The 24269-nt window shown below is 57.1% G+C and carries 26 protein-coding genes, 1 pseudogene and 1 other annotated feature; of the genes and pseudogenes, 10 read left to right on the top strand and 17 right to left on the bottom strand.

The window, feature by feature from the left end; genetic code table 11:
• The 15 genes and pseudogenes from D8B20_RS07630 to D8B20_RS07555 all read right to left on the bottom strand — a co-directional run bounded on the left by D8B20_RS07630 (position 1) and on the right by D8B20_RS07555 (position 13806).
• On the bottom strand, positions 1-1440 hold the full coding sequence (locus tag D8B20_RS07630) for a protein adenylyltransferase SelO (RefSeq protein WP_145888307.1): 1440 nt from the start codon (positions 1438-1440) through the stop codon (positions 1-3).
• Positions 1441-1539: 99 nt separating this feature from the next.
• Complete coding sequence (locus D8B20_RS07625; protein ID WP_145888306.1) at positions 1540-2283, bottom strand: EAL domain-containing protein; 744 nt, start codon at positions 2281-2283, stop codon at positions 1540-1542.
• A 313-nt stretch (positions 2284-2596) separates the two neighbouring features.
• A complete protein-coding gene (locus D8B20_RS07620; protein ID WP_145888305.1) occupies positions 2597-3058 on the bottom strand; it encodes a C40 family peptidase in 462 nt (153 codons plus the stop codon).
• 65 nt (positions 3059-3123) lie between these two features.
• Positions 3124-3843: pseudogene (gene btuD / locus D8B20_RS07615) on the bottom strand (vitamin B12 ABC transporter ATP-binding protein BtuD); the annotation flags it as partial.
• Between the two features lie 27 nt (positions 3844-3870).
• The gene (locus D8B20_RS07610; protein WP_145888303.1) at positions 3871-4416 is read right to left on the bottom strand and encodes a glutathione peroxidase; all 546 of its coding nucleotides are present in this window, start codon (positions 4414-4416) and stop codon (positions 3871-3873) included.
• A 39-nt stretch (positions 4417-4455) separates the two neighbouring features.
• Positions 4456-5439 carry a vitamin B12 ABC transporter permease BtuC gene (gene btuC / locus D8B20_RS07605; RefSeq protein WP_145888302.1) on the bottom strand — a complete coding sequence of 328 codons (984 nt, stop codon included), beginning with the start codon at positions 5437-5439 and terminating at the stop codon, positions 4456-4458.
• A 127-nt stretch (positions 5440-5566) separates the two neighbouring features.
• Positions 5567-5869 (bottom strand): integration host factor subunit alpha, encoded by a 303-nt coding sequence (gene ihfA, locus D8B20_RS07600; protein WP_021506246.1) that lies wholly within the window; start codon positions 5867-5869, stop codon positions 5567-5569.
• Positions 5870-5873: 4 nt separating this feature from the next.
• Positions 5874-8261 (bottom strand): phenylalanine--tRNA ligase subunit beta, encoded by a 2388-nt coding sequence (pheT, locus tag D8B20_RS07595; RefSeq protein ID WP_145888301.1) that lies wholly within the window; start codon positions 8259-8261, stop codon positions 5874-5876.
• A 14-nt stretch (positions 8262-8275) separates the two neighbouring features.
• Positions 8276-9259 (bottom strand): phenylalanine--tRNA ligase subunit alpha, encoded by a 984-nt coding sequence (pheS, locus tag D8B20_RS07590; protein ID WP_145888300.1) that lies wholly within the window; start codon positions 9257-9259, stop codon positions 8276-8278.
• A gap of 71 nt (positions 9260-9330) precedes the next feature.
• Positions 9331-9456 (bottom strand) — a sequence feature (Phe leader region).
• On the bottom strand, positions 9407-9451 hold the full coding sequence (pheM, locus tag D8B20_RS21720; protein ID WP_121626058.1) for a pheST operon leader peptide PheM: 45 nt from the start codon (positions 9449-9451) through the stop codon (positions 9407-9409). It overlaps the preceding feature by 45 nt.
• Positions 9457-9571: 115 nt before the next feature.
• Entirely contained in the window at positions 9572-9928 is a 357-nt protein-coding gene (gene rplT, locus D8B20_RS07575) for a 50S ribosomal protein L20 (protein ID WP_010616241.1), read from the bottom strand.
• 95 nt (positions 9929-10023) lie between these two features.
• Complete coding sequence (rpmI, locus tag D8B20_RS07570; protein ID WP_006118955.1) at positions 10024-10221, bottom strand: 50S ribosomal protein L35; 198 nt, start codon at positions 10219-10221, stop codon at positions 10024-10026.
• A 99-nt stretch (positions 10222-10320) separates the two neighbouring features.
• Complete coding sequence (gene infC / locus D8B20_RS07565) at positions 10321-10863, bottom strand: translation initiation factor IF-3 (RefSeq protein WP_145888298.1); 543 nt, start codon at positions 10861-10863, stop codon at positions 10321-10323.
• A 4-nt stretch (positions 10864-10867) separates the two neighbouring features.
• Positions 10868-12796, bottom strand: a complete 1929-nt coding sequence (thrS, locus tag D8B20_RS07560) for a threonine--tRNA ligase (protein WP_145888297.1) — start codon at positions 12794-12796, stop codon at positions 10868-10870.
• A 248-nt stretch (positions 12797-13044) separates the two neighbouring features.
• Positions 13045-13806, bottom strand: coding sequence for a DUF481 domain-containing protein (locus tag D8B20_RS07555; RefSeq protein WP_145888296.1), 762 nt, complete (start codon positions 13804-13806; stop codon positions 13045-13047).
• A 328-nt stretch (positions 13807-14134) separates the two neighbouring features.
• On the opposite strand from D8B20_RS07555, the gene ghoS reads away from it, so the two are divergent.
• Together ghoS and D8B20_RS07545 are read left to right on the top strand one after the other, a co-directional pair.
• Positions 14135-14425: a type V toxin-antitoxin system endoribonuclease antitoxin GhoS gene (ghoS, locus tag D8B20_RS07550; protein WP_145888295.1), complete on the top strand. Its 291-nt coding sequence runs from the start codon at positions 14135-14137 to the stop codon at positions 14423-14425.
• A gap of 90 nt (positions 14426-14515) precedes the next feature.
• Positions 14516-15409, top strand: coding sequence for a fructosamine kinase family protein (locus tag D8B20_RS07545; RefSeq protein WP_145888294.1), 894 nt, complete (start codon positions 14516-14518; stop codon positions 15407-15409).
• A gap of 3 nt (positions 15410-15412) precedes the next feature.
• Here D8B20_RS07545 and D8B20_RS07540 read toward each other — a convergent pair whose 3' ends face one another.
• The gene (locus D8B20_RS07540) at positions 15413-15949 is read right to left on the bottom strand and encodes a YniB family protein (protein ID WP_145888293.1); all 537 of its coding nucleotides are present in this window, start codon (positions 15947-15949) and stop codon (positions 15413-15415) included.
• Positions 15950-16093: 144 nt separating this feature from the next.
• On the opposite strand from D8B20_RS07540, the gene hxpB reads away from it, so the two are divergent.
• The 5 genes from hxpB (at position 16094) to D8B20_RS07515 (ending at position 20585) form a co-directional block, all read left to right on the top strand.
• Positions 16094-16762, top strand: coding sequence for a hexitol phosphatase HxpB (gene hxpB / locus D8B20_RS07535; protein WP_145888292.1), 669 nt, complete (start codon positions 16094-16096; stop codon positions 16760-16762).
• Positions 16763-16935: 173 nt separating this feature from the next.
• Positions 16936-17694: a 2-dehydro-3-deoxy-D-gluconate 5-dehydrogenase KduD gene (gene kduD / locus D8B20_RS07530; protein ID WP_145888291.1), complete on the top strand. Its 759-nt coding sequence runs from the start codon at positions 16936-16938 to the stop codon at positions 17692-17694.
• Between the two features lie 140 nt (positions 17695-17834).
• Positions 17835-18425 carry a metal-dependent hydrolase gene (locus D8B20_RS07525; protein ID WP_145888290.1) on the top strand — a complete coding sequence of 197 codons (591 nt, stop codon included), beginning with the start codon at positions 17835-17837 and terminating at the stop codon, positions 18423-18425.
• 154 nt (positions 18426-18579) lie between these two features.
• On the top strand, positions 18580-19971 hold the full coding sequence (locus D8B20_RS07520) for an L-cystine transporter (RefSeq protein WP_145888289.1): 1392 nt from the start codon (positions 18580-18582) through the stop codon (positions 19969-19971).
• A gap of 206 nt (positions 19972-20177) precedes the next feature.
• On the top strand, positions 20178-20585 hold the full coding sequence (locus tag D8B20_RS07515; RefSeq protein ID WP_145888288.1) for a DUF6515 family protein: 408 nt from the start codon (positions 20178-20180) through the stop codon (positions 20583-20585).
• A gap of 55 nt (positions 20586-20640) precedes the next feature.
• Here D8B20_RS07515 and osmE read toward each other — a convergent pair whose 3' ends face one another.
• Entirely contained in the window at positions 20641-20976 is a 336-nt protein-coding gene (osmE, locus tag D8B20_RS07510; protein WP_145888287.1) for an osmotically-inducible lipoprotein OsmE, read from the bottom strand.
• Between the two features lie 191 nt (positions 20977-21167).
• Between osmE and D8B20_RS07505 the strand changes: the two genes are divergently transcribed.
• The 3 genes from D8B20_RS07505 (at position 21168) to cho (ending at position 24263) form a co-directional block, all read left to right on the top strand.
• Positions 21168-22358 (top strand): multidrug effflux MFS transporter, encoded by a 1191-nt coding sequence (locus D8B20_RS07505; RefSeq protein ID WP_145888286.1) that lies wholly within the window; start codon positions 21168-21170, stop codon positions 22356-22358.
• Positions 22359-22474: 116 nt separating this feature from the next.
• A complete protein-coding gene (gene nadE, locus D8B20_RS07500; RefSeq protein ID WP_145888285.1) occupies positions 22475-23302 on the top strand; it encodes an NAD(+) synthase in 828 nt (275 codons plus the stop codon).
• Positions 23303-23402: 100 nt separating this feature from the next.
• A complete protein-coding gene (gene cho, locus D8B20_RS07495; protein WP_145888284.1) occupies positions 23403-24263 on the top strand; it encodes an excinuclease Cho in 861 nt (286 codons plus the stop codon).
• Positions 24264-24269: the final 6 nt, after the last annotated feature.

The following is a 24269-nucleotide window of genomic DNA, read 5'->3' as shown; positions in this document are numbered from 1 at the left end:
TCAGCTGGAGCAACTGACCTCCAGCGTTTTTCCCCACTCCGGTGGCCGCTGGCGCAGTTCGGCGCTGACGGCCGCATCACTGAAGGGTTGCTGCAGCGCAAGGTGCAGCTTTTCCAGCGCCGCGGTATTACCCTGCTCCACATCGTCAATCACCTGCTGCGCCAGGTAGTTGCGCAACACCAGCGCCGGGTTGGCCGCTTTCATTACCGCCTGACGCGCCTCATCACTGACCTGCTCCTGCAGCAGTCGCTGGCGGTACTGCGCATACCAGCGATCAAACGCGTCGCGATCGATAAACTCATCGCGTAACGGAGAGCGCGCCTCCTGCTGCTGCGTTTCACTCAGCAGGCGGAAGGTCAGCGTATAGTCGCTGCGCTCCTGCGTCATCAGGGTCAGCAGACCGGTAAGAATGGTATTATCACTGGCGTCGGCGGTCAGAAGACCGAGTCTGGCGCGCATTTTCTCGCCCCAGACGCGCATCAGTTCCGGCTCGTACTGCGCCAGCGCCTGTTTCAGTTGCTCCGTGGTGAGCAACCCGGAGAGCGCGTGTGCCAGCCGGTTGAGATTCCATAACCCAATCATCGGTTGGTTTTCAAATGAATAACGTCCCTGATAATCGCTGTGATTGCAGATGAAATCCGGCTGATAGTCATCCAGAAAGCCATACGGGCCGTAATCCAGCGTTAAGCCCAGAATCGACATGTTATCAGTGTTCATGACGCCATGCGCAAACCCCACGCTTTGCCACAGGGCAATCAGACGCGCCGTACGCTGTACCACATCGGTAAACCACAGCAGATAGCGATCCGCTTCCTCCTGCAGCTGCGGCCAGTGATGGCGAATCGCATAGTCCGCCAGCTGCCGCACTTTCTCCTGCTCGCCGCCGTAATAGAAGTGTTCAAAATGGCCAAAGCGCAGATGACTTTCTGCGATGCGCATCAGCATGGCCCCCCGCTCGCGGGTTTCGCGCTGCACCGGCTCATCGCCCACGGCCAGCGCCAGCGCGCGCGTAGTCGGAATGCCGAGGTGATGCAGCGCTTCCGACGCGAGAAATTCACGCACGCTGGAGCGGATCACCGCCCGGCCATCTCCCATGCGCGAATACGGCGTTAAGCCCGCCCCTTTCAGATGCCAGTCAACCCGTCGCCCGTTGGTCAGCTGCTGCTCGCCCAGCAGCAGACCGCGGCCATCGCCCAGCTGACCGGCCCAGACGCCAAACTGATGGCCGCTGTAGACCTGCGCCAGCGGCGCCATGCCCGGCAGCAATGCGCGACCGCTCCAGACGCCATGTCCGTCTCCGGCAAACAGCGCCTCGTCCAGTTCCAGTTCGCTCGCCAGCGGTGCATTGTGATAAAACAGCCGCCCACCCGCCAGCGGCGTCGGTGACAGCGACGTATAGAATCCCGGCAACTCACGCTGCCAGCTATTAATAAATTGCATCGATACTCCAGAAGGTGCGCAGCACAGCGGCACCCGCATTGCATAGTGAGTGTTAAGCGTAGTCTACTGCCGGCGTGGCACAGAAGACAGGTGAAAGGTTTAGTGCTGTGAAGGGGTTTGCAGCGTGACGTCAGGATAGATGAGATCGTTTAACCGTTCCGCCTGGACAACCGAAAACAGGCTACCCTGCATTTGCGCGCCCGTCAGGGTGCTGACTTTCTCCAGCAGGGCATTATTGTCGATACCGCAAATAATGATCTGCTGTGCGTGAGCAGAAAAATTATCGATAACTGCCTGAATGAAAGGTGTAAATGAGGCGCGTTTTGCCAGTTCCTGAATAAAGGCTTTATCCAGTTTTAACACGCTAAACACATTATCATAAACAGCAGTGGCCGGCGCTTTTCCGGCGCCAAACTGAGAAAGTGATAAGCGAAATTCATGTTGCAGCGCGCCAAGCAGCGGATGAGATTTCCCCAGCGATAATTGCGGAAACGTTTCGCTGACATCCAGCACAATAAAAGAAAGCTGTCTGAATTTTCTTAACAGAAATTCACTGGCTAATAGCGTCGCCGCCATCGATTCATCAATTCGGATTAGCGCAATTATTTGCCGGGACTCAAAAAAGTCGCGGTATTTTTCCAGCAGCAAAAGCTGGCTCTGCAGCAGGCGTAATTGCTGTGCATCGTCTAACTGCGGCAACAGCAGGTCCTGCGGCAGCGTAATGGGAGCACTGTCGTGGACAAATTGTGTAACCAGCTCGACCGCTGTGAGCTGGCCTGCCAGTGTGTAGGCTGGGTAGAACCAGGTTTCCGACTGATAGTCGGCAGATAAATGGACTTTCATTTTAACAGCCAGAAGCAGTGGCAATTGGCGCATCGTATATCAATGAAAACAGCCAGGCAATAGGACCAAACGTGGGAAGAGAAGGCGTTTTTTGTCCCATTGCGCCATTTTATGCATCTCAAAATACTTAAGCCAAATGCACAGGTTTAAATCCGTACTGATTAAATTAAGTTAGCGCTAGTTTTAGTATTAATCCGGGCTGGCGTAAAGTACCAATTTTAAGAAGAGTTATATCAGCACAAAAATAATGAATTATTTACGCGCAAAAATCGTTGGCTTTTTGCGCCATTTTTCTGCTTTATGGACAATGCGTTTAGATGCGGCGCGCCTGCCAGAAAACTTTTCGCCAATAGACATTATCCAGCGAGGAGCGAATTACCCCCTGACTGGTCGAGGCGTGAATGAAGCTGTTATCGGTATCATAAATACCCACGTGCAGCCCATTCTCTCCGCTGCCGGTTTTGAAAAAGACCAGGTCACCCGGCAGCAGATCGGCTTTATCGATGCGGGTACCGATGTCGGTCTGCGCCCGCGTGGAGCGTGGCAACTGCAGGTCAAAACGGTCGCGGAACGTGAGGTAGACAAAGCCGGAACAGTCCACGCCGCTGCGGCTTAAGCCGCCGTAACGATACGGCGTACCGCGCCAGCGGCTGAGCTGTTCATTGAGCTGCGCGATGACCGTGATGGAGTCAGACAGACGGCCATTGGGCGGCGGCGCATGATGGCTGCAGCCTGCCAGCAGTAAGGCAAAAAAAAGAAGAAGCGTCACCCGCATCAGCAGTGTCCTTTTGAACCGTCATCCGGCTGACACTGTAGCGGCAAAGCGGCACGGCACGCAAGCTAGGGGATAAACAGCAGCGGGCCGTCAGGCGTGTCGATTTGCCGGAACACAGTCTGATAAAGCGGCGTCAGCCGCGCGGCCGTCAATACCTCGGTCGCAGGCCCCTGACACATCACCTCGCCCTGCTGCATCAGCCACACTATTGACGCACGCCGCAGCGAGTGGTTCAGATCGTGTCCGCTGGCCAGCACGGCAATACCCGCCTCACACAGCTGCGCCAGCAGCGTGTCCACTGCGCGCTGCCGGGCAACGTCAAGCGCCGTCATGGGTTCATCCAGGATCAGCAGCTGCCCGCGTGGATTCAGGGCCGGATGCACCTGCAGTATCACCGCCGCCAGCCGCACGCGTTGCCACTCGCCGCCAGAAAGCTGGCTCAGCGTATGGCGCAGCTTGTCCTGCAGGCCGAGCGGCGCCAGCACCGCCTGCAGAACCGTATCCGCATCGGCAGGCAGCGGCGGTAAATGCAGCCGCAGATAATGCCACACCGGCAGGGAAACCGGCGCCGCCTGCTGCTGCGGCAGCCAGGCGCGGCGCTGTGCCAGCGCGGCTCCGCTGAGCGAGGCCAGCGGCTGCCCCGCCAGCGTAATCTCACCCTGCGCCGGCAGCATCCCGGCAAGCACGCTCAGCAGCGTGCTCTTACCGGCGCCGTTTGGCCCCACCACATGCACCAGTTCGCCCCTGCGCAGCGTCAGGCTGACGGGGGCCAGCCGTCCGGCAACGCAGAGGTTCTGACACTGCAGTAACACTCAGGCCGCCAGCGCCTGCTCAATACGCTGCAGGATAAGCGGATCGTCCGGCGTCATATCCGGCGCAAAGCGGGCAATCACCTTCCCCTGTTTATCAATCAGGAATTTTTCAAAATTCCACAGGATATCGCCTGGCGCTTTCGGTGCCCGCCCTTTGCTCACCATACGCTCCAGAAAGCCGCTGCCCGCCGGGCGCTCGGCTTCAGGCTGGGACTCAACCAGCTGGCGATACAGGGGGTGGCGCTGCTCGCCGTTAACCTCAGTTTTGGCAAACATCGGGAATGTCACGCCATAGGTGGTGCTGCAGAAGGTTTTGATCTCGCTGTTGCTGCCCGGTTCCTGCTCAAGAAACTGATTGCACGGGAAGCCTAGTACGCTGAAACCTTTCGCCTGCCAGGCTTTATGCAACGCCTCCAGCTGCTCATACTGCGGCGTCAGACCGCATTTTGACGCCACGTTGACCACCAGTAATACCTTGCCTTCATACGCTGCCAGGGTAGTTTTTTCGCCGTCCAGCGTTTCCAGTTCTGTCTGATAAATCTGCATTGTCCGTTCCTGTGGTTGATTGCATACCGCCAGCTGCAGCTAGCGCGTTGACTTCACTAATAGCACGATAAACAGCGGTGCGCCCAGCGTGGCGGTCACCACGCCAATCGGCAGCTCCGCTGCGGTCAGGGCGAGGCGGGCAATGATATCCGCCGCCAGCAACACCGCCGCACCGGCCAGCGCGGCTGCCGGCAGCAGATAACGGTGATCGCTTAAGCCGCTCAGGCGCAGCAGATGCGGAATGACCAGTCCGACAAAACCAATCGCGCCGGCCATCGCCACGCTGACGCCCGTAAGCCAGCCCATGGCAAGGACCAGCAGATTGCGCCACAGCAGCAGCGGTAAGCCCAGCTGGCGAGCGGAGGTTTCACCCAGCGCCAGCAGGTTCAGCGTGCGCGCACTGGCCAGCAGCGCCAGCGTGACCGGCAGCAGACCCAGCATCATCCAGCCGTAGCGCCAGTCGATGCCGCTGAAGCCCCCCATCATCCAGTACATCAGCTGGCGCAGGTCGAGGCTGGTGCTGAAGTACACCGCCCACGTCATGATGGCGCTACAGATAATGCCCAGCGCCACGCCGGTCAGCAGCAGGCGCGTCACCGAAAGCTGGCGGTGCGCGAAGTGCAGCAGAATCAGGGTAATCAGCAACGCGCCGGCCATGGCCGCCAGCGCCAGGCTCCACAGCGCGCCATTGCCAAGCAGGACCGCCAGCACCAGCCCGATACCGGCGCCGTTTGAGACGCCCAGCAGGCCCGGCTCCGCCAGTGGATTACTGAACAATGCCTGCATCACCACGCCGCACACCGCCAGCGCTGCGCCCACCAGCAGCACAGCCAGCGTGCGCGGCAGGCGCAGCTGCCAGACAAAGAGTTTGCCTTCGACAGAAAACCAGCGCGCCGGCGCAATCCAGCTGTCGCCGGCGCACAGGCTGAGTACCAGCAGCAATATTACCGCCACGCTGAGCGCCAGCAGCCAGCGCTGGCTGCGCTGATCGGACTGGCGGGCAAGCTGATCCAGCAGAGTCATAGAGGAGATAGGCTGAGAAAACGGTGATTGGATTGTAGAGAGATTGCAGCAAAAAGAAAGCCGTGGCGCTGATGACGCGCGCAGGCAATAAAAAAGGCCGCTGCGCGGCCTTTTTGTGGTACTGAAATCAGTCAGCATCCTTGGGTGACGCGTTTTCCACGCGGCTTTTCAACTTCTGCCCGGGACGGAAAGTCACCACGCGACGGGCGGTAATCGGAATATCTTCCCCCGTCTTTGGGTTACGGCCCGGACGCTGGTTTTTGTCACGCAGATCAAAATTACCAAATCCAGACAGCTTTACCTGTTCTCCGTTTTCCAACGCACGGCGAACCTCTTCAAAAAAAAGTTCCACCAACTCTTTGGCGTCGCGTTTGCTCAACCCGAGTTTTTCAAACAGGTACTCTGACATTTCAGCTTTTGTAAGCGCCATAGGTTCAATCCCTCAAGGTTGCCTGGAATCGCTCTTTTAATGCTGCAACGCATTTGGCAACGGTCGCAGCAATCTCCTCTTCTTCGAGTGTCCGGCTGGTATCCTGCAAAATCAGGCTAATCGCGAGGCTCTTTTCACCCTCGTTTACGCCCTTACCACGGTACACGTCAAACAAGTTTACGCCAACTACCTGATTTACGCCAACTTTCTTACACTCCGCAATGATATCTGCTGCTGGCACGCTTTCGGCCACCACCACGGCAATATCACGACGGTTCGCCGGGAAGCGTGAAATCTCGCGCGCGTCAGGCAGTACGCGGTCTGCGACCTTATTCCAAAGCAGTTCAAACACTAAGGTGCGGCCGTTGAGATCCAGTTTACGCTCCAGTTCCGGATGTACCACACCGATAAATCCGATACGTTCCTCACCCAGATAAATGGCCGCGCTCTGTCCCGGATGCAGCGCCGGATTCGCTTCGGCGCGGAATGAAATGGCGTCCAGCTTACCGGTTAACTCCAGCAGCGACTCTAAATCGCCTTTCAAATCATAGAAGTCAACCGTCTGACGCGCCAGATCCCAGTGCTCTTCGTAGCGGTTGCCGCTCAGTACGCCAGCCAGCATAAGATCCTGGCGGATGCCGAGATCGGCCTGCGTATCAGGCACAAAACGTAAACCGCTTTCAAACAGACGCACGCGGCCCTGCTGACGGTTCTGGTTATACACCACCGCACCCAGCAGACCGGTCCACAGCGACAGACGCATGGCGGACATATCGCTGGAAATCGGGCTGGGCAGAATCAGTGCCTCTTCACCCGGATGCAGCAGCTGCTGAATTTTTGGATCGACGAAGCTGTAGGTAATGGCTTCCTGATACCCTTTATCCACCAGCAGGTTTTTTGCCCGCTTCAGTGACAGGTTCGCTTCGCGATGCTGCGTCATGATCAGGCTGGCTTTAACCGGGACATCCGGGATGTTGTTGTAGCCGTAAACGCGTGCGACCTCTTCCACCAGATCTTCTTCAATCGCCATATCGAAGCGCCAGCTCGGTGCAACCGCCTGCCATTCGCCGTTGCCTGCGGTGACGTCACAGCCGAGGCGCGTCAGAATATCGGTGACCTGTTCATCCGCGATCGCGTGGCCAATCAGGCGGTCCAGCTTTTCGCGGCGCAGCGTGATGGTGGCACGCGGCGGCAGTTTGCAGGCATCGGTCTGGTCGATAATCGGACCCGCTTCACCGCCGCAGATGTCCAGCAGCAAGCGGGTAGCGCGCTCCAGCGCTTTATGCTGCAGCGCCGGATCAACACCACGCTCGTAGCGGTGCGACGCGTCCGTGTGCAGTCCATGACGACGCGCACGACCGGTAATCGCCAGCGGATCGAAGAAGGCGCACTCAAACAGAACGTTCTGCGTCTCTGTGTTGACGCCGGAGTGCTCACCCCCGAAGATGCCGCCCATGGCCAGCGCTTTATGATGGTCAGCAATCACCAGCGTATCGCTGCTGAGTTTCGCTTCGCTGCCATCCAGCAGCGTCAGGGTTTCGCCCTCTTTTGCCATGCGCACCACGATGCCGCCATCAATGCGGTCAAGGTCGAACGCGTGCATCGGCTGGCCAAGCTCCAGCAGGACATAGTTGGTGATGTCTACCACCGGATCGATAGAGCGAATACCGCAGCGACGCAGTTTTTCGCGCATCCACAGCGGGGTTTCCGCTTTAACATTGATGCCTTTTACCACCCGGCCGAGGTAGCGCGGGCAGGCATCCGTGGCGTCGATCCGAATCGGGAAGGTATCAGAGAGGGTGGCCGGGACTGGTTCAATCGCCGGTGCGTTCAGCGGCAGACCGTTCACCACCGCCACGTCGCGGGCAATGCCGATGATGCCGAGGCAGTCAGCGCGGTTAGGCGTTACGCTGATTTCAATGGTGTTGTCATCCAGCTGCAGGTATTGGCGAATATCCATTCCCACTGGCGCATCCGCTGGCAGCTCAATGATGCCGGCGTGATCGTCGGAAATCCCCAGCTCAGAGAAGGAGCACAGCATGCCTTCTGACGGTTCGCCACGCAGTTTAGCGGCTTTGATTTTGAAATCGCCCGGCAGCACGGCACCCACGGTCGCCACCGCTACTTTCAGGCCCTGACGGCAATTTGGCGCGCCGCAGACAATATCCAGCAGGCGATCGCCGCCGGTGTTAATTTTGGTGACGCGCAGTTTATCTGCGTTCGGGTGCTGGCCGCACTCCACCACTTCACCCACGACGACGCCGTGGAAGGCACCGGCAACCGGCTCCACGCCGTCCACTTCCAGACCGGCCATGGTGATTTGCTCAGACAGCGCGTCGCTGTCCAGGGCTGGATTTACCCATTCGCGTAACCAGAGTTCACTGAATTTCATTGGATAACCTGCCCTTATTTAAATTGTTTGAGGAAACGTAAATCATTTTCGAAGAAGGCGCGTAGATCGGTCACGCCGTAGCGCAGCATGGTCAGACGTTCCATGCCCATACCGAAGGCAAAGCCGGAGTAGATTTCCGGATCGATGCCCACGTTACGCAGCACGTTCGGATGCACCATGCCGCAGCCCAGCACTTCCAGCCATTTGCCGTTTTTACCCATCACATCCACTTCCGCTGACGGCTCGGTAAACGGGAAGTAGGACGGACGGAAGCGAATCTGCAGGTTTTCTTCGAAGAAGTTATTCAGGAAATCGTGCAGGGTGCCTTTCAGGTTGGTAAAGCTGATGTCTTTATCGACAATCAGGCCTTCCATCTGGTGGAACATCGGCGTGTGGGTCTGATCGTAGTCATTACGGTAGACGCGACCCGGTGCGATGATGCGAATGGGCGGCTGCTGGTTCTTCATGGTGCGAATCTGCACGCCAGAGGTCTGGGTGCGCAGCAGACGGGTGGCATCAAACCAGAAGGTGTCATGATCGGCGCGCGCCGGGTGATGCCCCGGAATATTCAGCGCATCAAAGTTGTGGTAGTCATCTTCAATTTCCGGTCCGGTGGCGACCGCGAAACCCAATTCGCCGAAAAAGGTTTCGATACGATCGATAGTACGGGTGACCGGATGCAGACCGCCGTTTTCAACGCGACGACCCGGCAGGGAGACATCGATGGTCTCTGCCGCCAGCCGGGCATTCAGCGCCGCGTTTTCCAGCGTGTTTTTACGCGCAGTAAGACGATCCTGAACCTGCTGTTTGGCTTCGTTAATCACCGCACCCGCGGCCGGGCGCTCTTCTGCCGGCAGTTCGCGCAGGGTGGTCATTTGCAGCGTCAGGTGCCCTTTTTTACCCAGATATTCGACGCGCACGGCGTCCAGGGCGGCGATATCCGACGCCTCGTCGATGGCGGCCGTGGCACGGGCCACCAGGTCTGCGAGTTGGGACATGATTTCCTCTTCTTCCAGCCGGGCTGGTCAGTTCTCGTTGGGATCGTGCGATCCGATAAAGTGTCGCCAGAAACAAAAAAGCCTCCACGAGGGAGGCTTTCAGCGCGATTTTTCGTTTCTTTTCTTATGCGCAAAAGCCCCTGATGTTCAGGCGCTAAAGTAAAAAAAGAAACGGAAAATAGCAGCGTGCATGCTTGCATTACCTTGTCTTGATGGAAACCGTACTATTGAAAAGCCCGGCGGCGAAAATGTCAATCTTTTGCGTGAGTTGCGGACAATAAAAAAGGGAGCAAGCTCCCTTTTTTACCTGACTTACGCCAGAGCTGATTTTGCTTTTTCAACCAGTGCAGTGAATGCCACTTTGTCGAATACAGCGATGTCAGCGAGGATTTTACGGTCAATTTCAATGGACGCTTTTTTCAGGCCATTGATGAAACGGCTGTAAGAGATGCCGTTCTGACGCGCCGCAGCGTTGATACGTGCGATCCACAGCTGACGGAACTGACGCTTACGCTGACGACGGTCGCGGTAAGCATACTGACCAGCTTTGATAACAGCCTGGAAGGCAACGCGGTAAACACGTGAACGTGCACCGTAGTAGCCTTTAGCTTGTTTTAAGATTTTTTTGTGACGTGCGCGAGCAATTACACCACGTTTTACGCGAGCCATGTGAGCTCTCCTATATCATATTCTGTGATGCCCGATGCCCTGCCGGCCAGAAGCCGTAGTGCAGAGAGGTCAGGCAGATTTATAAAAAAGTTAACTTATGCGTACGGCAGGCAGGCAACAACCAGACCCAGATCGCCTTTAGACACCATGCCTTTTGGACGCAGGTGACGTTTACGCTTCGTTGATTTTTTAGTCAGAATATGACGCAGGTTTGCGTGCTTACGCTTGAAGCCGCCAGAAGCGGTCTTCTTGAAGCGCTTAGCCGCGCCACGTACAGTTTTAATCTTTGGCATTTTTACAAATATCCACTTCGCATTGTTAATAAAATGAACCAGACAGGCGAATAAAAATCCGCGCGGCGCGAACGCTGCGCGGCATTATTACTTGAAAGCCTACTGTTTCTTCTTCGGAGCAAGCACCATAATCATCTGGCGGCCTTCGATCTTCGTCGGGAAGGATTCGACCACTGCCAGATCAACCAGATCGTCTTTCACGCGGTTAAGCACTTCCATACCGATCTGCTGGTGAGCCATTTCACGACCACGGAAACGCAGCGTGATTTTGGCTTTATCGCCCTCTTCCAGAAAACGAACCAGGCTGCGGAGTTTTACCTGGTAGTCGCCTTCATCGGTCCCAGGACGGAATTTAATTTCCTTAACCTGGATAACTTTTTGCTTCTTCTTCTGTTCCTTAGAAGACTTACTCTTTTCATAAAGGAACTTGCCGTAATCCATAATACGGCAAACCGGCGGTTCGGCGTTCGGGCTAATTTCAACTAAATCAACGCCAGCTTCTTCGGCTTTCTCAATCGCTTCGCGCAGTGAGACAATGCCAAGTTGCTCGCCGTCTACGCCTGTTAAGCGCACTTCGGTAGCACGGATTTCACCGTTGATACGGTTCGGACGCGTCGGTTGTACTCGTTTTCCGCCTTTAATAACCTTATTCCTCTAATTGGTGAAGATGTCGGCTGCGAATCTCTTGTTGCAGCTTCTCAACAAACACATCTACGTCCATGCTCCCGAGGTCTTTACCACGGCGGGTGCGCACGGCAACTTTGCCTGCTTCCACCTCTTTCTCACCGCAGACCAGCATATAAGGGACGCGACGTAATGTGTGCTCGCGGATTTTAAAGCCTATCTTCTCGTTTCTCAAGTCTGCTTTGACACGAATGCCAGCATTCTGCAATTTCTTTGTCAATTCACTGACATATTCAGCCTGACCGTCGGTGATATTCATCACCACGGCCTGCACCGGAGCCAGCCAGCTCGGGAAGAACCCGGCGAACTCTTCTGTCAGGATGCCGATAAAGCGCTCCATTGAACCCAGAATCGCGCGGTGAATCATCACCGGCGTCTGACGGTCGTTGGTTTCGCCCACATAGGTAGCGTCCAGACGTTTTGGCAGGGAGAAGTCTAGCTGAACGGTGCCACACTGCCAGGCGCGGTCGAGGCAATCGTACAGGGTAAACTCAATTTTCGGGCCGTAGAACGCCCCTTCACCCGGCTGATATTCAAACGGAATCGCGTTTTCTTTCAGCGCTTCGGCCAGGTCAACTTCCGCGCGGTCCCACATTTCATCGGTGCCGATACGTTTTTCCGGACGGGTCGACAGCTTCACCACGATTTTTTCAAAACCGAAGGTGCTGTACATGTCGTAAACCATACGGATGCAGCTGTTGACTTCGTCGCGTACCTGATCTTCTGTACAGAAGATGTGCGCATCGTCCTGGGTAAACCCGCGCACGCGCATCAGGCCATGCAGCGCGCCTGACGGTTCGTTGCGGTGACAGCTGCCGAATTCCGCCATACGCAGCGGCAGATCGCGGTAGGACTTCAGGCCCTGGTTGAAGATTTGCACGTGGCCCGGGCAGTTCATCGGCTTGATGCAGTATTCACGGTTCTCAGACGAGGTGGTGAACATCGCTTCTTTATAGTTTTCCCAGTGCCCGGTTTTTTCCCACAGCACGCGGTCCATCATAAACGGACCTTTGACTTCCTGGTAGTCGTACTCTTTCAGCTTGGTACGCACAAACACTTCCAGCTCGCGGAAGATGGTCCAGCCGTCATTGTGCCAGAACACCATGCCCGGTGCTTCTTCCTGCATGTGGTAGAGATCCAGCTGCTTACCGATTTTACGGTGATCGCGCTTTGCGGCCTCTTCCAGGCGCTGCAGGTAAGCCGCCAGCTGTTTTTTATCAGCCCAGGCGGTGCCGTAAATGCGCTGCAGCATTTTGTTATCGCTGTTGCCGCGCCAGTATGCACCGGCAATCTTCTGCAGTTTAAAATGGTGGCAGAAGCGCATATTCGGTACGTGCGGACCGCGGCACATATCGATGTATTCTTCATGATGATACAGACCAGGACGATCGTCATGGCTGATATTTTCGTCAAGAATGGTGGTTTTATAGCTTTCGCCACGCGCGGCAAACACGTCACGGGCTTCCTGCCAGCTCACCTTTTTCTTCACGACGTCGTAATTGGTCTCTGCCAGCTGGTGCATACGCTTTTCCAGCTGCTCAAGATCTTCCTGAGTCAGGGTATGATCAAGGTCCACATCGTAGTAGAAGCCGTTGTCAATGACCGGGCCAATCGCCATTTTGGTATTCGGCCACAGCTGCTTGATTGCATGCCCTAACAGGTGCGCACAGGAGTGACGAATAATTTCCAGACCGGCTTCATCTTTGGCGGTGATGATCGCTACCTGCGCATCTTCAGTGATGGGATCCACCGCATCCACCAGCTCGCCATTAACGCGACCGGCGATACAGGCTTTGGCCAGACCCGGACCGATATCGAGGGCGATATCCATCACGCTGACCGGACGGTCAAACACGCGCTGGCTGCCATCAGGAAGAGTAATTACTGGCATTTCATATCCTTACATTGCAGTGGTAAGCCACACGAAAGCCTACATGCAACATTGAGTTTTGTTTGGTTTACCCGGCGTGATGTCAGACCCACATTGTCGGAATGACGCCAGGCGCGTAAAGCGGCAACGATGATAGCAGCTTTCCGCCGTGAGCAAAACCCATGCGAAAGTGCGCTAACCCAGCGAGAGATCGAAAAAAAACCGCCGTGCGGCCTGGGCCAGACGGCGGTTGATGATCCACGGCTGCCTTACATCGCGTAGGAGAGCTGGATCGTGGTTTTGGTGTCGGTACGGTCCGGCGCAGATTCTGGCGGATTGTTATTCCAGGTCACGTTGTAACCCAGCTTCAGGGCGAAATGATCGTTGATCGCCACCTGCAGCGCGGTTTCAGAGTTCAGCGTGGTGTCTTCACCAAAGCTGCTCAGCACGGAAACACCCTGAATGAATTTGGTGGTGTCGGTCAGCTGCCACTGATAGCTCAGCGCACCGTAGCCCAGCGCTTTGGTCTCATGACCGCCGTCGTGGAAATCGTCATAGCGCACACCCGGACCAAATTCAGCACGCAGTGAGTGCACCGGGCCGTTCAGAATCTGACGACCGTAACCGGCGGTCAGAACATCACGTGAATCGTAGCCGTTGAAACGGTCGCTCAGCCAGCTGGCCTGACCAAACAGGTAGTCGGCGCTGTTGAGGTTATAACGGCTACGGCCACCGATGTTATAAGTCTCGGAAGAGCGTTCATCGTTGGAAGAGGTGTTCGCCGCGTTTCCCCACAGGCTGTACGCGGTATTGGTCTGATACCAGGTCATGCTGGTGGATGCCGTCAGGGATGAACTGGTGGTGTTACCGGTCTGTGCGAGGTAACCGGCTGACGCACTGCCCTCAAACGGCTTTTTCGCCGTGGAAGGATCATCCATAGAGGTAAACACGGCATTGTCAGCAAGGGCCTGGTGGCAAAATGCTCCGGCCGAGAGCAGAAGAACAGCGGACAGCTTGTTAAAGGCTTTCATTGAAAAGTAATCCGTACGACAGTTTAAAAAACAGTGAGTCTGCAGCGTTTTCCAGGGCAATCAATGCAATTTACGGTAAGTTTTGTAAAAAAATATGAAAGCGCCTGAAATGCCAGGTTTCGCGCTGACGCCGCTGACAGAGCAGTAATATTCCCGTAACCGGCGCGCATTATAGGGGGCAATCGGCCAAATAGCAGCCTGAATGCAACAGGAATTTTCTGTTGCCCTGCTGAGCGCTCAGGGCCCGGTTTCCGGCGCTGCGCAAAATTCGCTCTCTGCAGCGTGCTGGTCTACGCTGAATTCTGTTCGATAACAACGAGGTGAGAAAATGAGCGATCATACGCCTGTAAGTTACGTTGTCACATTCAGGTATCAGGAAAAAGGGCTGGGCGATCTGCAGTCGCTGAACAGTGCGATGGTGAACGCAGGCTATGCCACCACGCTTCACGATGCAGACGGCCATGCGCATGAACTGGGAACCAACAGTTTTGGTATCGTCAGCGCCCTGCCGGAACAGGCACTGGCGGACCAGGCTGCAGGCGTGGCGGAAGTGGCGCTGCATCAGCGTCCGCAGGTCGCTGTCACTAAGCTGGAAGCCTATCTGAAAGCGCAAGCCTGACGCACTGCACAAAAGAGGCGTCAGACGGGTTTTCGCTCGACTGTGGAGCGTTACAATCGACCTTAAGCAGCGGATAAAGAGGACAACCCCATGTGGTCAGCCATTCATCGACTGTTAAGCGAGTACGCCGGCGAAGCCGAAATCACCGATCGTCGTGAACTGCCAGGCGGGGACGTTCACCCGGCCTGGCGCATCCGCTATGGCGAGCTGGATGTGTTTGTGAAGTGCAACACGCGCGACATGCTTACCCTGTTCAGCTGGGAAGCTGACCAGCTTGATCTGCTGGCACGGACCCAGACGGTACGGGTGCCCAAAGTCTATGGCGTCGGGAACGACCGCGACACCAGCTTTCTGCTGCTTGAGTATATTCAGCCGGAACCGCTGAATCCGCACAGCGCCTTTCAGCTTGGCCAGCAGCTCGCCCGGCTGCACCAGTGGAGCGAGCAGCCGCAGTTTGGCCTGGACTTCGATAACAACATCACCACCACGCCGCAACCCAACAGCTGGCTGCGCCGCTGGTCGGTTTTTTTTGCCGAGCAGCGTATTGGCTGGCAGCTGCAGCTGGCGGCGGAAAAAGGTATCCAGTACGGCGATATGGATGTGATTATTGCCTGTGTACAGCGCAGCCTGGCAAACCACCATCCGCAACCCTCGTTATTACATGGCGATCTCTGGCCGGCTAACTGTGCCGGCAGCGCCAGCGGCCCCTGGCTGTTTGATCCGGCCTGCTACTGGGGCGATCGCGAATGCGACCTGGCGATGCTGAGTTATTACACCGGATTACCGCGTGAGATTTATGACGGATACCATGCCGTGTGGCCGCTGCCGGAAGGCTTTTCGCAGCGCCAGCCGGTGTACCAGCTTTACTATCTGCTGAACCGCGCAAACGTGTTTGGTGGCAACTGGACCGGCGAAGCGCAGTTCGCCATTGGCCAGTTGCTTAATGAAGATATGCTGGGGCACCGTCAGGCCAGGCCGGCCTGACCGTCAGATCATGCCGAGTAGCTTCAGTACGAAATAGCCCGCCACGGCGATAATCACCGGCAGAACATAGAGCGGGAAAATCTGCAGCAGGATGGTGTGATGCGGTACGCGGATTTTCTCTTCCAGCTGGGTGCGCGAGCGCCCTTCACTGCCTTTCGCCTGTTCAAGGATCATCTGATCTTCAATGCCCTCTTTCACATGGCGTGACTGGCGCCACATGCGCGCGCCGGACGCCTGCAGCGCCATGCCAACAAAAATCAGAATATAGATAAACCAGAAGCCCAGGTTCGCACTGCCGCTGAACTCCGGTACCGGTGAGTTTTGCCAGAAAAAATTCAAAAACGGGGTATTAAATTTCACCATATCGACCATGACGTGCACAAAGTCGAGCATCACCGCATCAATGCCAGGTTGTTTTTCGCTGTGCTTAAACATGAAGCCAAGGATGGAAATCAGTGTGGACAGCAGTGCCGGAATAAAAATAACCCAGCCAGCCACGCGCTTGAGGATGGCGATGCGGCCAGCCTGTTGATACGTCATAGTGTCGTCCCTTCACGAACAGTAGATTTGCCCTAAGTCTACCTGCACTGCGGTAAATTTTCCTGATAAATGCGTTACCTGGCGTGCGTCGGTTTTCCGCCATCGTCATGTTAAGGTAGAGCAAATCATCAACGGAGCTGTGTTATGTCTTATCGTCGTCCCGTACTGGCCGCTATTTTTGATATGGATGGTTTACTAATTGATTCGGAACCGCTGTGGGATCAGGCTGAACTGGAGATTTTCGCCAGCCTGCAGGTGGATATCAGCCGCCGGCATGAACTGCCGGACACGCTGGGTCTGCGTATCGATCAGACCGTGCGGATGTGGTACGAAGCGCTGCCGTGGCAAGGCCCGGACCAGGCGGAAGTCACGCAGCGCATCATTGCGCGGGCGCTGGAACTGGTGGAAGCGCGCCGTCCGCTGCTGCCGGGCGTGGAACAGGCGCTGCAGCTGTGCCAGCAGCAGGGCCTGCAGATTGCGCTGGCATCGGCTTCACCGCTCGCCATGCTGGAGCGCGTGCTGGAGATGTTCAACCTGCGCCACTATTTTACTGCCCTTGCCTCTGCCGAAGCGCTGCCTTATAGCAAGCCGCATCCGCAGGTCTATCTGGATGCGGCAGCAAAACTGGGCGTTGATCCACTCAACTGCGTGGCGCTGGAAGACTCCTTTAACGGCATGATTGCCTGTAAGGCCGCGCGGATGCGCGCCATTGTGGTTCCGGCAGCCGCACACCGCGACGACGCGCGCTGGTCCCTGGCCAATGTGAAGCTGGACGATTTAACCCAGCTGCAGGCCGCACATCTGTTCAACTAGCCTTTCCCATCTCTGCCGCCGCCTGCCGGGCTGGCGGTTATCGCGCGGCGCGGCCCAGCACTGTCCCTGCCTGACCTGCCTCACAAATAATTAAAATAGCGTTTCATTTTTATTGAAGCACGGCTTCACGGTGACTAAGATGCCTTATCCACTGCACTGAAGAGGAAGGCCGCATGCTTAACGCGTTTAATCTGGAAGGTAAAATTGCCCTGATTACCGGCTGCAACACCGGCCTGGGTCAGGGCATGGCGCTCGGCCTGGCGCAGGCAGGCTGCGACATTATTGGCGTTAACCGCGCCGGCCCGGGTGATACCGCGGAACAGGTCGCTGCACAGGGGCGGCGTTTCTGGTCAATTCAGGCCGATCTGACGCAGCCCGCTATCGTCCCGCAGGTGGTGGAACAGGCAATAAGGCTCGCCGGACGCCTTGATATCCTGATCAACAACGCCGGGATTATCCGGCGCGCGGACGCCCTGACCTTCAGTGAACAGGACTGGGATGCGGTAATGAACATCAATAGCAAAAGTGTCTTTTTCCTGTCGCAACAGGTGGCGCGTCAGTTCATTGCGCAGGGCAACGGCGGGAAAATTATCAATATCGCGTCCATGCTCTCTTTTCAGGGGGGGATTCGCGTGCCCTCCTATACGGCCTCAAAAAGCGCCGTGCTCGGCCTGACCCGGCTGATGGCCAACGAATGGGCACCTTATGGCATTAACGTGAATGCCATTGCACCGGGCTACATGGCTACCAATAACACCACGGCGCTGCGCAACGACGCGGCGCGTCAGCAGGAAATTCTGAGCCGCATCCCCGCCGGACGCTGGGGTCAGCCAGAGGATATGATGGGGCCGGTTGTTTTTCTGGCTTCGCGCGCGTCCGACTATGTCAACGGCTATACGCTGGCGGTGGATGGCGGCTGGCTGGCACGGTAGCGGGCGCAGCGCCCGGACAGGCATCCGCGCTGTTCAGGTGCGGCAAAAAAATTCACTCTTCGTTACAGCGTCACCGTTCTCATTTACTGGATAAATCCCTATACTGGATGCATCGACAGTTTTTGCAGCCAGGTTTTATCATGACGGCCGAAGGCCACATCATTTTTGCCATCGCCAGTGCGATTTTTGCTAAACGTGCTGAACTGACACCGGTTATGGCAGCGGCCGACTGGTGGCATCTGGTGCCCGCGACGCTGCTGACCTGTCTGCTGCCGGATATTGATCATCCGAAATCCCTGCTGGGCCAGCGTCTGCGCTGGCTGTCACACCCTATCGCCCGGGCGTTTGGCCATCGCGGATTTACGCATAGCCTGCTGGCGGTGGCGCTCGGGTTATGGCTGTTTCAGATTAACGTGCCCGCCGACGGTTTCCTGCCAGCCGATGTCCTGCAGGGCCTGACGCTGGGCTACCTGAGCCACATCGTCGCCGATATGCTGACCCCGGCCGGTGTGCCGCTGCTGTGGCCGTGCCGCTGGCGCTTCCGCCTGCCGCTGCTGAGCAGTCAGAAGGGTAACCAGCTGGAGCGGGCACTGTGCCTCGCGCTGGTCGGCTACGCCCTGTGGTTCCCGCCTGGCATGCCCTCTTTTGGTGCTAACGGCTGGCCTGAGCAGCTGTTCAATACCCTGCAAAATGGCGTCGGCCGGCTGATTACTCTCCATAACGGTCAATAAAGCCACAAATTCAACGCGATAGTTATAAGCCATTCTTTTTGGGTATAAGCCTGCCCTTTGATCAACTGCTAACATCCCTGACATTCCTTTAAGGAACCTGACTGTATTACGTGCCTCTGCCAATTGGGGCCGCGGCATATCTCTGGAGTTAAGCATGGATTTTCCTCTGATTATTAATATCGTGGCGTTCGTCGCCCTGCTGGTGGTGCTGAATCGCGTGGGCAACCAGAGCTGGAGCCTGTCAAAGCGCGTGCTCACCGGTCTGGTACTAGGCGTGGTGTTTGGCCTGGCGCTGCAGACGATTTATGGCGAAAACAACCCGGTGGTGAAAGACTCCATCAGCTGGTTCAACATTGTGGGTAACGGTTATGTGCAGCTACTGCAGATGATCGTGATGCCGCTGGTGTTTGCGTCCATACTGAGCGCCGTTGCGCGTCTGCATAATGCCTCTTCGCTGGGTAAAATCAGCGTGCTGACCATCGGCGTGCTGCTGTTTACCACCGCAATTTCGGCGCTGGTCGGGGTGCTGGTGACCGGGCTGTTCCACCTGAGTGCGGAAGGCCTGGTACAGGGCGCACAGGAGACAGCACGTCTCAGCGCTATTCAGAGCAACTATGCCGGTAAAGTGGCTGATCTCAGCACGCCGCAGCTGCTGTTGTCGTTTATCCCGAAAAATCCGTTTGCCGATCTGGCCGGTGCCAATCCGACCTCTATCATCAGCGTGGTGATCTTTGCCGCCTTCCTCGGCGTGGCTGCGCTGCAGCTGCTGAAAGATGACAAAGCCAAAGGCGAGCGCGTACTGGTGGCGATTGATACGCTGCAGTCATGGGTCATGAAGCTGGTGCGTCTGATCATGAAGCTGACGCCGTATGGTGTGCTGGCCCTCATGACCAAAGTGGTTGCCGGTTCCAACCTGCAGGACATTATCAAGCTGGGTGGCTTTGTGGTGGCGTCTTACCTCGGCCTCGCCATTATGTTTGGTGTGCATGCTCTGCTGCTGTCGGTGAACGGCATTAACCCGATGCGCTTCTTCCGCAAAGTGTGGCCGGTGATCACCTTTGCGTTCACCAGCCGCTCCAGCGCCGCCAGCATTCCGCTGAACGTGGAGACGCAGACGCGTCGTCTGGGCGTACCGGAATCCATCGCCAGCTTCTCTGCTTCCTTTGGTGCCACCATCGGTCAAAACGGCTGCGCAGGACTTTATCCGACCATGCTGGCAGTAATGGTTGCGCCGACGGTGGGCATCAATCCCTTTGATCCGATGTGGATTGCCACGCTGGTCGGCATTGTGACTCTCAGCTCTGCCGGCGTCGCGGGCGTGGGCGGCGGTGCGACCTTTGCCGCGCTGATTGTGCTGCCTGCCATGGGTCTGCCGGTCACGCTGGTGGCGCTGCTGATCTCCATCGAACCGCTGATTGATATGGGCCGCACGGCGCTTAACGTGAATGGTTCCATGACCGCCGGTTCCCTGACCAGCCGCTGGCTGGGTATGACCGACAAACAGGTGCTGGAGAGTGACGAGCACGCCGAACTGGCGCACCGTTAATCCGCTGTTTGACAGCAATCACGGCAGGCCAGCAGGCCTGCCGTTTTTTTTATCTCCGCTCCCTTCTCTCCGTAATTTCCCGCAATCGTGGTGGCAGCGTAAGGAAAGTGTTAAGCCTGGTAAACAGCGGCAAAAACGCGCGCTTTTCGCTTGTTTTTGCCCGCTAAAAGGCTAATTCTGCTGTCAGACACAGCAGGAGAACAACCATGAAAAACGTTATCGCCCGGGTGCTGGCGTTAACCCTACTTGCACCCACTCTCGTCCTGGCGCATCCCTATGGCTGGGGCCCCGGTCCGGGCCCACACTGGGGCGGTCCGGGTCCGCACTGGGGTGGACCCGGACCGCGCTGGGGTCATCCTGGCCCGCTGCGTTTCCTGCCGGAAGCCGCCACGGCGGTGCTGATTGGCGGACTCACTTACTACCTGCTTAACGGCAGTTATTATCAGCGTCAGGGGGATACCTATGTGGTGGTGCAGCCGCCGGATGCGCCCCCGGCGGGCGGCATGCGCGTGCTGGATTACAACGGAAAGCGCTACTACGTGCAGGAAGGTCACTACTATCAGCGTGAAATTGGCGGCGAGTACATTGAAGTGCCGCGTCCTTACGGCTTATAAGCCTCTGACGAAAAACGGCCCGTCACTGACGGGCCGTTTGTCATCCTGCTGACCGTTACTGGCCGGCCTGCGGATCGGTATCGTAATCCTTACAGCTCTGGAAGCCGTAGTTCATCACGCGACCGGTGTCGTTATAGCTCACAAAATAGGTCTGCTGCTTGCCATCACGCTCGCCGATGACATACGTCTGGCAGGTGCCGCGCGCGTGAACCATGGTGATTTCCGTGGATGCCGGGCCGGCAATCTGACGCACCTGTTCACGGGTCATACCTTTTTTCACGTCCTTCACCACTGGCTTAGTCACGTAGCTTTCCGCACGATCGTAAGTTGTACAACCAGACAGAGCTGCCAGCGTCAGCGCAGCAGCGATACATCCCAGCACTTTTTTCATCTTGTTGTTCCTCATACATTGTCCATGTCGCACTAAGCCTGGAACATAAATCCAGATTTATCAACTTACTGGCTGAATTTTCCCGTCGTGCGAAAACGTCAGGTTTTCGTAAAGATCCTGTTTCAGCGTGCACCGGTCCGTATAATCCCGGCTGAAAATACATCTTAGCCACGTCATCCGCGTGAGGATCAATGACACCTGTACATTCAAACCGCCTGGTTTACGCCATTACGCTCGGCCTGCTGGCCGCGCTCGGGCCACTCTGTATCGACCTCTACCTGCCCGCCCTGCCCACGCTGGCGCGCGATCTGCACACTGAAACCGCCACGGCACAGCTGAGCCTCACCGCCGGTCTGCTTGGACTGGGTGCCGGCCAGTTACTGTTCGGGCCGATGAGTGACAAATACGGCCGCATCCGCCCGCTGCTGCTCTCGCTGGCAATGCTGTTTATCGCCTCACTGGGCTGTGCGCTGGCGAAAGATATGCACACCCTGCTGGCGGCGCGTCTGTTTGAAGGACTGGCCGGCGCAGGCGGTGCGGTGCTGTCCCGCGCCATCGCACGCGACATGTACAGCGGCCACGAACTGACGCGCTTCTTCGCCCTGCTGATGCTGGTTAACGGTCTGGCACCGATTGGTGCGCCGGTGCTGGGAGGCGTACTGATGACCGTTATGAACTGGCGCGGTATTTTTGTGGTGCTGGGCGTGATTGCTCTGCTGCTGATTTTTCTGGCGCGCTGGAAACTGCACGAAACCTTGCCGGCGGAACGGCGCAGCCAGGGTTCGCTGTTCTCTGCCTGGGGCGCGCTGGGCCAGGTCATCACCTATCGCCCGTTTATGGGCTTCTGTCTGACGCAGGGCTTTATGATGTCGGGCATGTTCGCCTATATCGGCGCCTCGCCCTTTGTGCTGCAGCAGATTTACGGCCTGTCGCCACAGGCATTCAGCTTCTGTTTTGCCGCCAATGGCTTTGGCCTGATTCTGGCTTCGCAAACCAGCGCGCGCCTCTGTCCGCTGTGGGGGGAATATCGCGTGCTGAAAGGCGGGCTGACGCTGGCGTTTATCGCCTCCGGCAGTCTGCTGCTGGCGGGCATAACCGGGGCCGCGCTGCCGCTGGTGCTGGTGGCGCTGTTCTTTACCATTGCCAGCAATGGCGTGATTGCTACCACGGCGTCTTCCCTGGCAATGCAGAGCCAGGGACATCGCGCCGGCAGCGCCTCAGCGGTAATTGGCGTGACCATGTTCTCGCTCGGTGCCATTAGCGTGCCGGTCACCGGGCTGGGCGGCACCTCCGTCATCAGCATGACCGCCACCATTTTTGGCTGCTTTATGCTGGCGATCCTGATGTTTCTGCTGCTGGCACAGAAACCCAAAGGTGCCTGATTTACCGGCAGATAAGCGGCAGCCTTTACCGTTCGGCTTGTTGTTTGGCGGCAGAGACGTTAGCTTTAGCAGAGGTTCGCATCATGCCGTCAGGCGACTGATTTGAGGAGAGGTTCATGTCATTGCAGCAGGAAATCATTGAAGCCCTTGGTGTTAAACCGGTTATTGACCCGCAGCAGGAGATCCGCGTCAGCGTCGATTTCCTCAAGTCTTACCTGAAAGCGCATCCGTCTCTGAAAACGCTGGTGCTGGGCATCAGCGGTGGGCAGGACTCCACGCTAACCGGCAAACTGTCGCAGATGGCGATCAGCGAGCTGCGTGAAGAGAGCGGCGACAACGACTATGCGTTTATCGCCGTGCGGCTGCCTTACGGGGTACAGGCGGATGAGCAGGACTGTCAGGATGCCCTGGCCTTTATCCAGCCCGACCGCACGCTGGTGGTGAACATCAAAGAGGCGGTGCTGGCCAGCGAGCGGGCGCTGAAAGAGGCCGGCATTACGCTATCCGATTTTGTGCGCGGCAACGAAAAAGCGCGCGAGCGCATGAAGGCGCAGTACAGCATTGCCGGCATGACGAAAGGTGTGGTGGTGGGAACCGACCATGCCGCTGAGGCCGTCACCGGTTTCTACACCAAATACGGCGACGGCGGCAGCGATATCAACCCGATTTTCCGGCTGAATAAAGGCCAGGGTAAACAGCTGCTGAAGGCGCTGGGCTGCCCGGAGCATCTTTATCTCAAGCACCCTACCGCCGATCTGGAAGACGACCGTCCGGGCCTGCAGGATGAAGTGGCGCTGGGGGTAACCTACCAGCAAATTGATGATTTCCTTGAGGGGAAAACCATTGATGCCGCGGCGGCTAAAACCATTGAGAACTGGTACACCAAAACGGAACACAAACGGCGTCCGCCGATCACCGTGTTTGACGACTTCTGGAAAAAGTAATTCCTGCCGGTTTCCCGCCTCCTGGCGGGAAACCCTGCCCACTGGCGAGAAAATATCCGCGCTGATATACTGTATGCACAACCAGTAAGCGGAGCATTCTTTGGTCAGACGAGCGCACAGCCATCGCCTCGAATTCGATGCGGCGGCCATCTATCAATATCCTGAACATTTACGCCAGTGGCTGGAAGGGTTACCCAATCAGCCCGGTGTGTATACCTTTCACGGCGAAAGTGACAATCTGCCGCTCTACATTGGCAAGAGCATCAACCTGCGCAGCCGGGTGATGGCACATTTCCGCACGCCGGATGAAGCCAGCATGCTGCGCCAGGCGCGGCGCGTCAGCTGGATCCCGACCGCCGGAGATGTCGGCGCGCAGCTGCTGGAAGCGCAGATGATCAAAACCCAGCAGCCGTTATTCAACAAGCGCCTGCGCAAAAACCGCCAGCTCTGTTCGCTGCAGCTGGGCGAAGGCGCACCGCAGGTGGTGTACGCGCGCGATGTGGATTTCTCTTCTTCGCCCGATCTCTACGGCCTGTTTCGCAGCCGCTTTGCGGCGCTGGAAAAGCTGAAGAGCCTGGCCGACGAGCTGCGTCTGTGTCACGGCCTGCTGGGGCTGGAAAGCCTGCGTCCGGGGCGCGGCTGTTTCCGTGCGGCGCTGAAGCGCTGTGCCGGGGCGTGCTGCGGCAATGAACCGGTTGCGGATCATCAGCAGCGGTTGCGGGACGGGCTGGAAAGGCTGCGCGTGGTATGCTGGCCCTGGCAGGGGCCGGTCGGCATGGTGGAAACCGGGGCAGAAATGACGCAGATCCACGTCATCGATCACTGGTTCTGGCTGGGGTCGGTGAGTACGGAAGCGGAAGCGCGTGCGCTGCAGCGCGCGCGTCATGGGTTTGATCACGACGGCTATAAAATTCTCTGCCGTCCGTTACTCTCCGGTGTCTTTCCCCTGATTGAGCTGTAATGCAAA

The sequence above is a fragment of the Candidatus Pantoea soli genome (assembly GCF_007833795.1).
Classification (GTDB): Bacteria; Pseudomonadota; Gammaproteobacteria; order Enterobacterales; family Enterobacteriaceae; genus Pantoea; species Pantoea soli.
This window is presented reverse-complemented; position numbering and strand designations above follow the sequence as displayed.

Coding starts and splice junctions, on each gene's coding strand:
- D8B20_RS07630 (WP_145888307.1), bottom strand. CDS start 1,440: ATGCAATTTATTAATAGCTGGCAGCGTGAGTTGCCGGGATTCTATACG.
- D8B20_RS07625 (WP_145888306.1), bottom strand. CDS start 2,283: ATGAAAGTCCATTTATCTGCCGACTATCAGTCGGAAACCTGGTTCTAC.
- D8B20_RS07620 (WP_145888305.1), bottom strand. CDS start 3,058: ATGCGGGTGACGCTTCTTCTTTTTTTTGCCTTACTGCTGGCAGGCTGC.
- D8B20_RS07610 (WP_145888303.1), bottom strand. CDS start 4,416: ATGCAGATTTATCAGACAGAACTGGAAACGCTGGACGGCGAAAAAACT.
- btuC (WP_145888302.1), bottom strand. CDS start 5,439: ATGACTCTGCTGGATCAGCTTGCCCGCCAGTCCGATCAGCGCAGCCAG.
- ihfA (WP_021506246.1), bottom strand. CDS start 5,869: ATGGCGCTTACAAAAGCTGAAATGTCAGAGTACCTGTTTGAAAAACTC.
- pheT (WP_145888301.1), bottom strand. CDS start 8,261: ATGAAATTCAGTGAACTCTGGTTACGCGAATGGGTAAATCCAGCCCTG.
- pheS (WP_145888300.1), bottom strand. CDS start 9,259: ATGTCCCAACTCGCAGACCTGGTGGCCCGTGCCACGGCCGCCATCGAC.
- rplT (WP_010616241.1), bottom strand. CDS start 9,928: ATGGCTCGCGTAAAACGTGGTGTAATTGCTCGCGCACGTCACAAAAAA.
- rpmI (WP_006118955.1), bottom strand. CDS start 10,221: ATGCCAAAGATTAAAACTGTACGTGGCGCGGCTAAGCGCTTCAAGAAG.
- thrS (WP_145888297.1), bottom strand. CDS start 12,796: ATGCCAGTAATTACTCTTCCTGATGGCAGCCAGCGCGTGTTTGACCGT.
- D8B20_RS07555 (WP_145888296.1), bottom strand. CDS start 13,806: ATGAAAGCCTTTAACAAGCTGTCCGCTGTTCTTCTGCTCTCGGCCGGA.
- ghoS (WP_145888295.1), top strand. CDS start 14,135: ATGAGCGATCATACGCCTGTAAGTTACGTTGTCACATTCAGGTATCAG.
- D8B20_RS07545 (WP_145888294.1), top strand. CDS start 14,516: ATGTGGTCAGCCATTCATCGACTGTTAAGCGAGTACGCCGGCGAAGCC.
- D8B20_RS07540 (WP_145888293.1), bottom strand. CDS start 15,949: ATGACGTATCAACAGGCTGGCCGCATCGCCATCCTCAAGCGCGTGGCT.
- hxpB (WP_145888292.1), top strand. CDS start 16,094: ATGTCTTATCGTCGTCCCGTACTGGCCGCTATTTTTGATATGGATGGT.
- kduD (WP_145888291.1), top strand. CDS start 16,936: ATGCTTAACGCGTTTAATCTGGAAGGTAAAATTGCCCTGATTACCGGC.
- D8B20_RS07525 (WP_145888290.1), top strand. CDS start 17,835: ATGACGGCCGAAGGCCACATCATTTTTGCCATCGCCAGTGCGATTTTT.
- D8B20_RS07520 (WP_145888289.1), top strand. CDS start 18,580: ATGGATTTTCCTCTGATTATTAATATCGTGGCGTTCGTCGCCCTGCTG.
- D8B20_RS07515 (WP_145888288.1), top strand. CDS start 20,178: ATGAAAAACGTTATCGCCCGGGTGCTGGCGTTAACCCTACTTGCACCC.
- osmE (WP_145888287.1), bottom strand. CDS start 20,976: ATGAAAAAAGTGCTGGGATGTATCGCTGCTGCGCTGACGCTGGCAGCT.
- D8B20_RS07505 (WP_145888286.1), top strand. CDS start 21,168: ATGACACCTGTACATTCAAACCGCCTGGTTTACGCCATTACGCTCGGC.
- nadE (WP_145888285.1), top strand. CDS start 22,475: ATGTCATTGCAGCAGGAAATCATTGAAGCCCTTGGTGTTAAACCGGTT.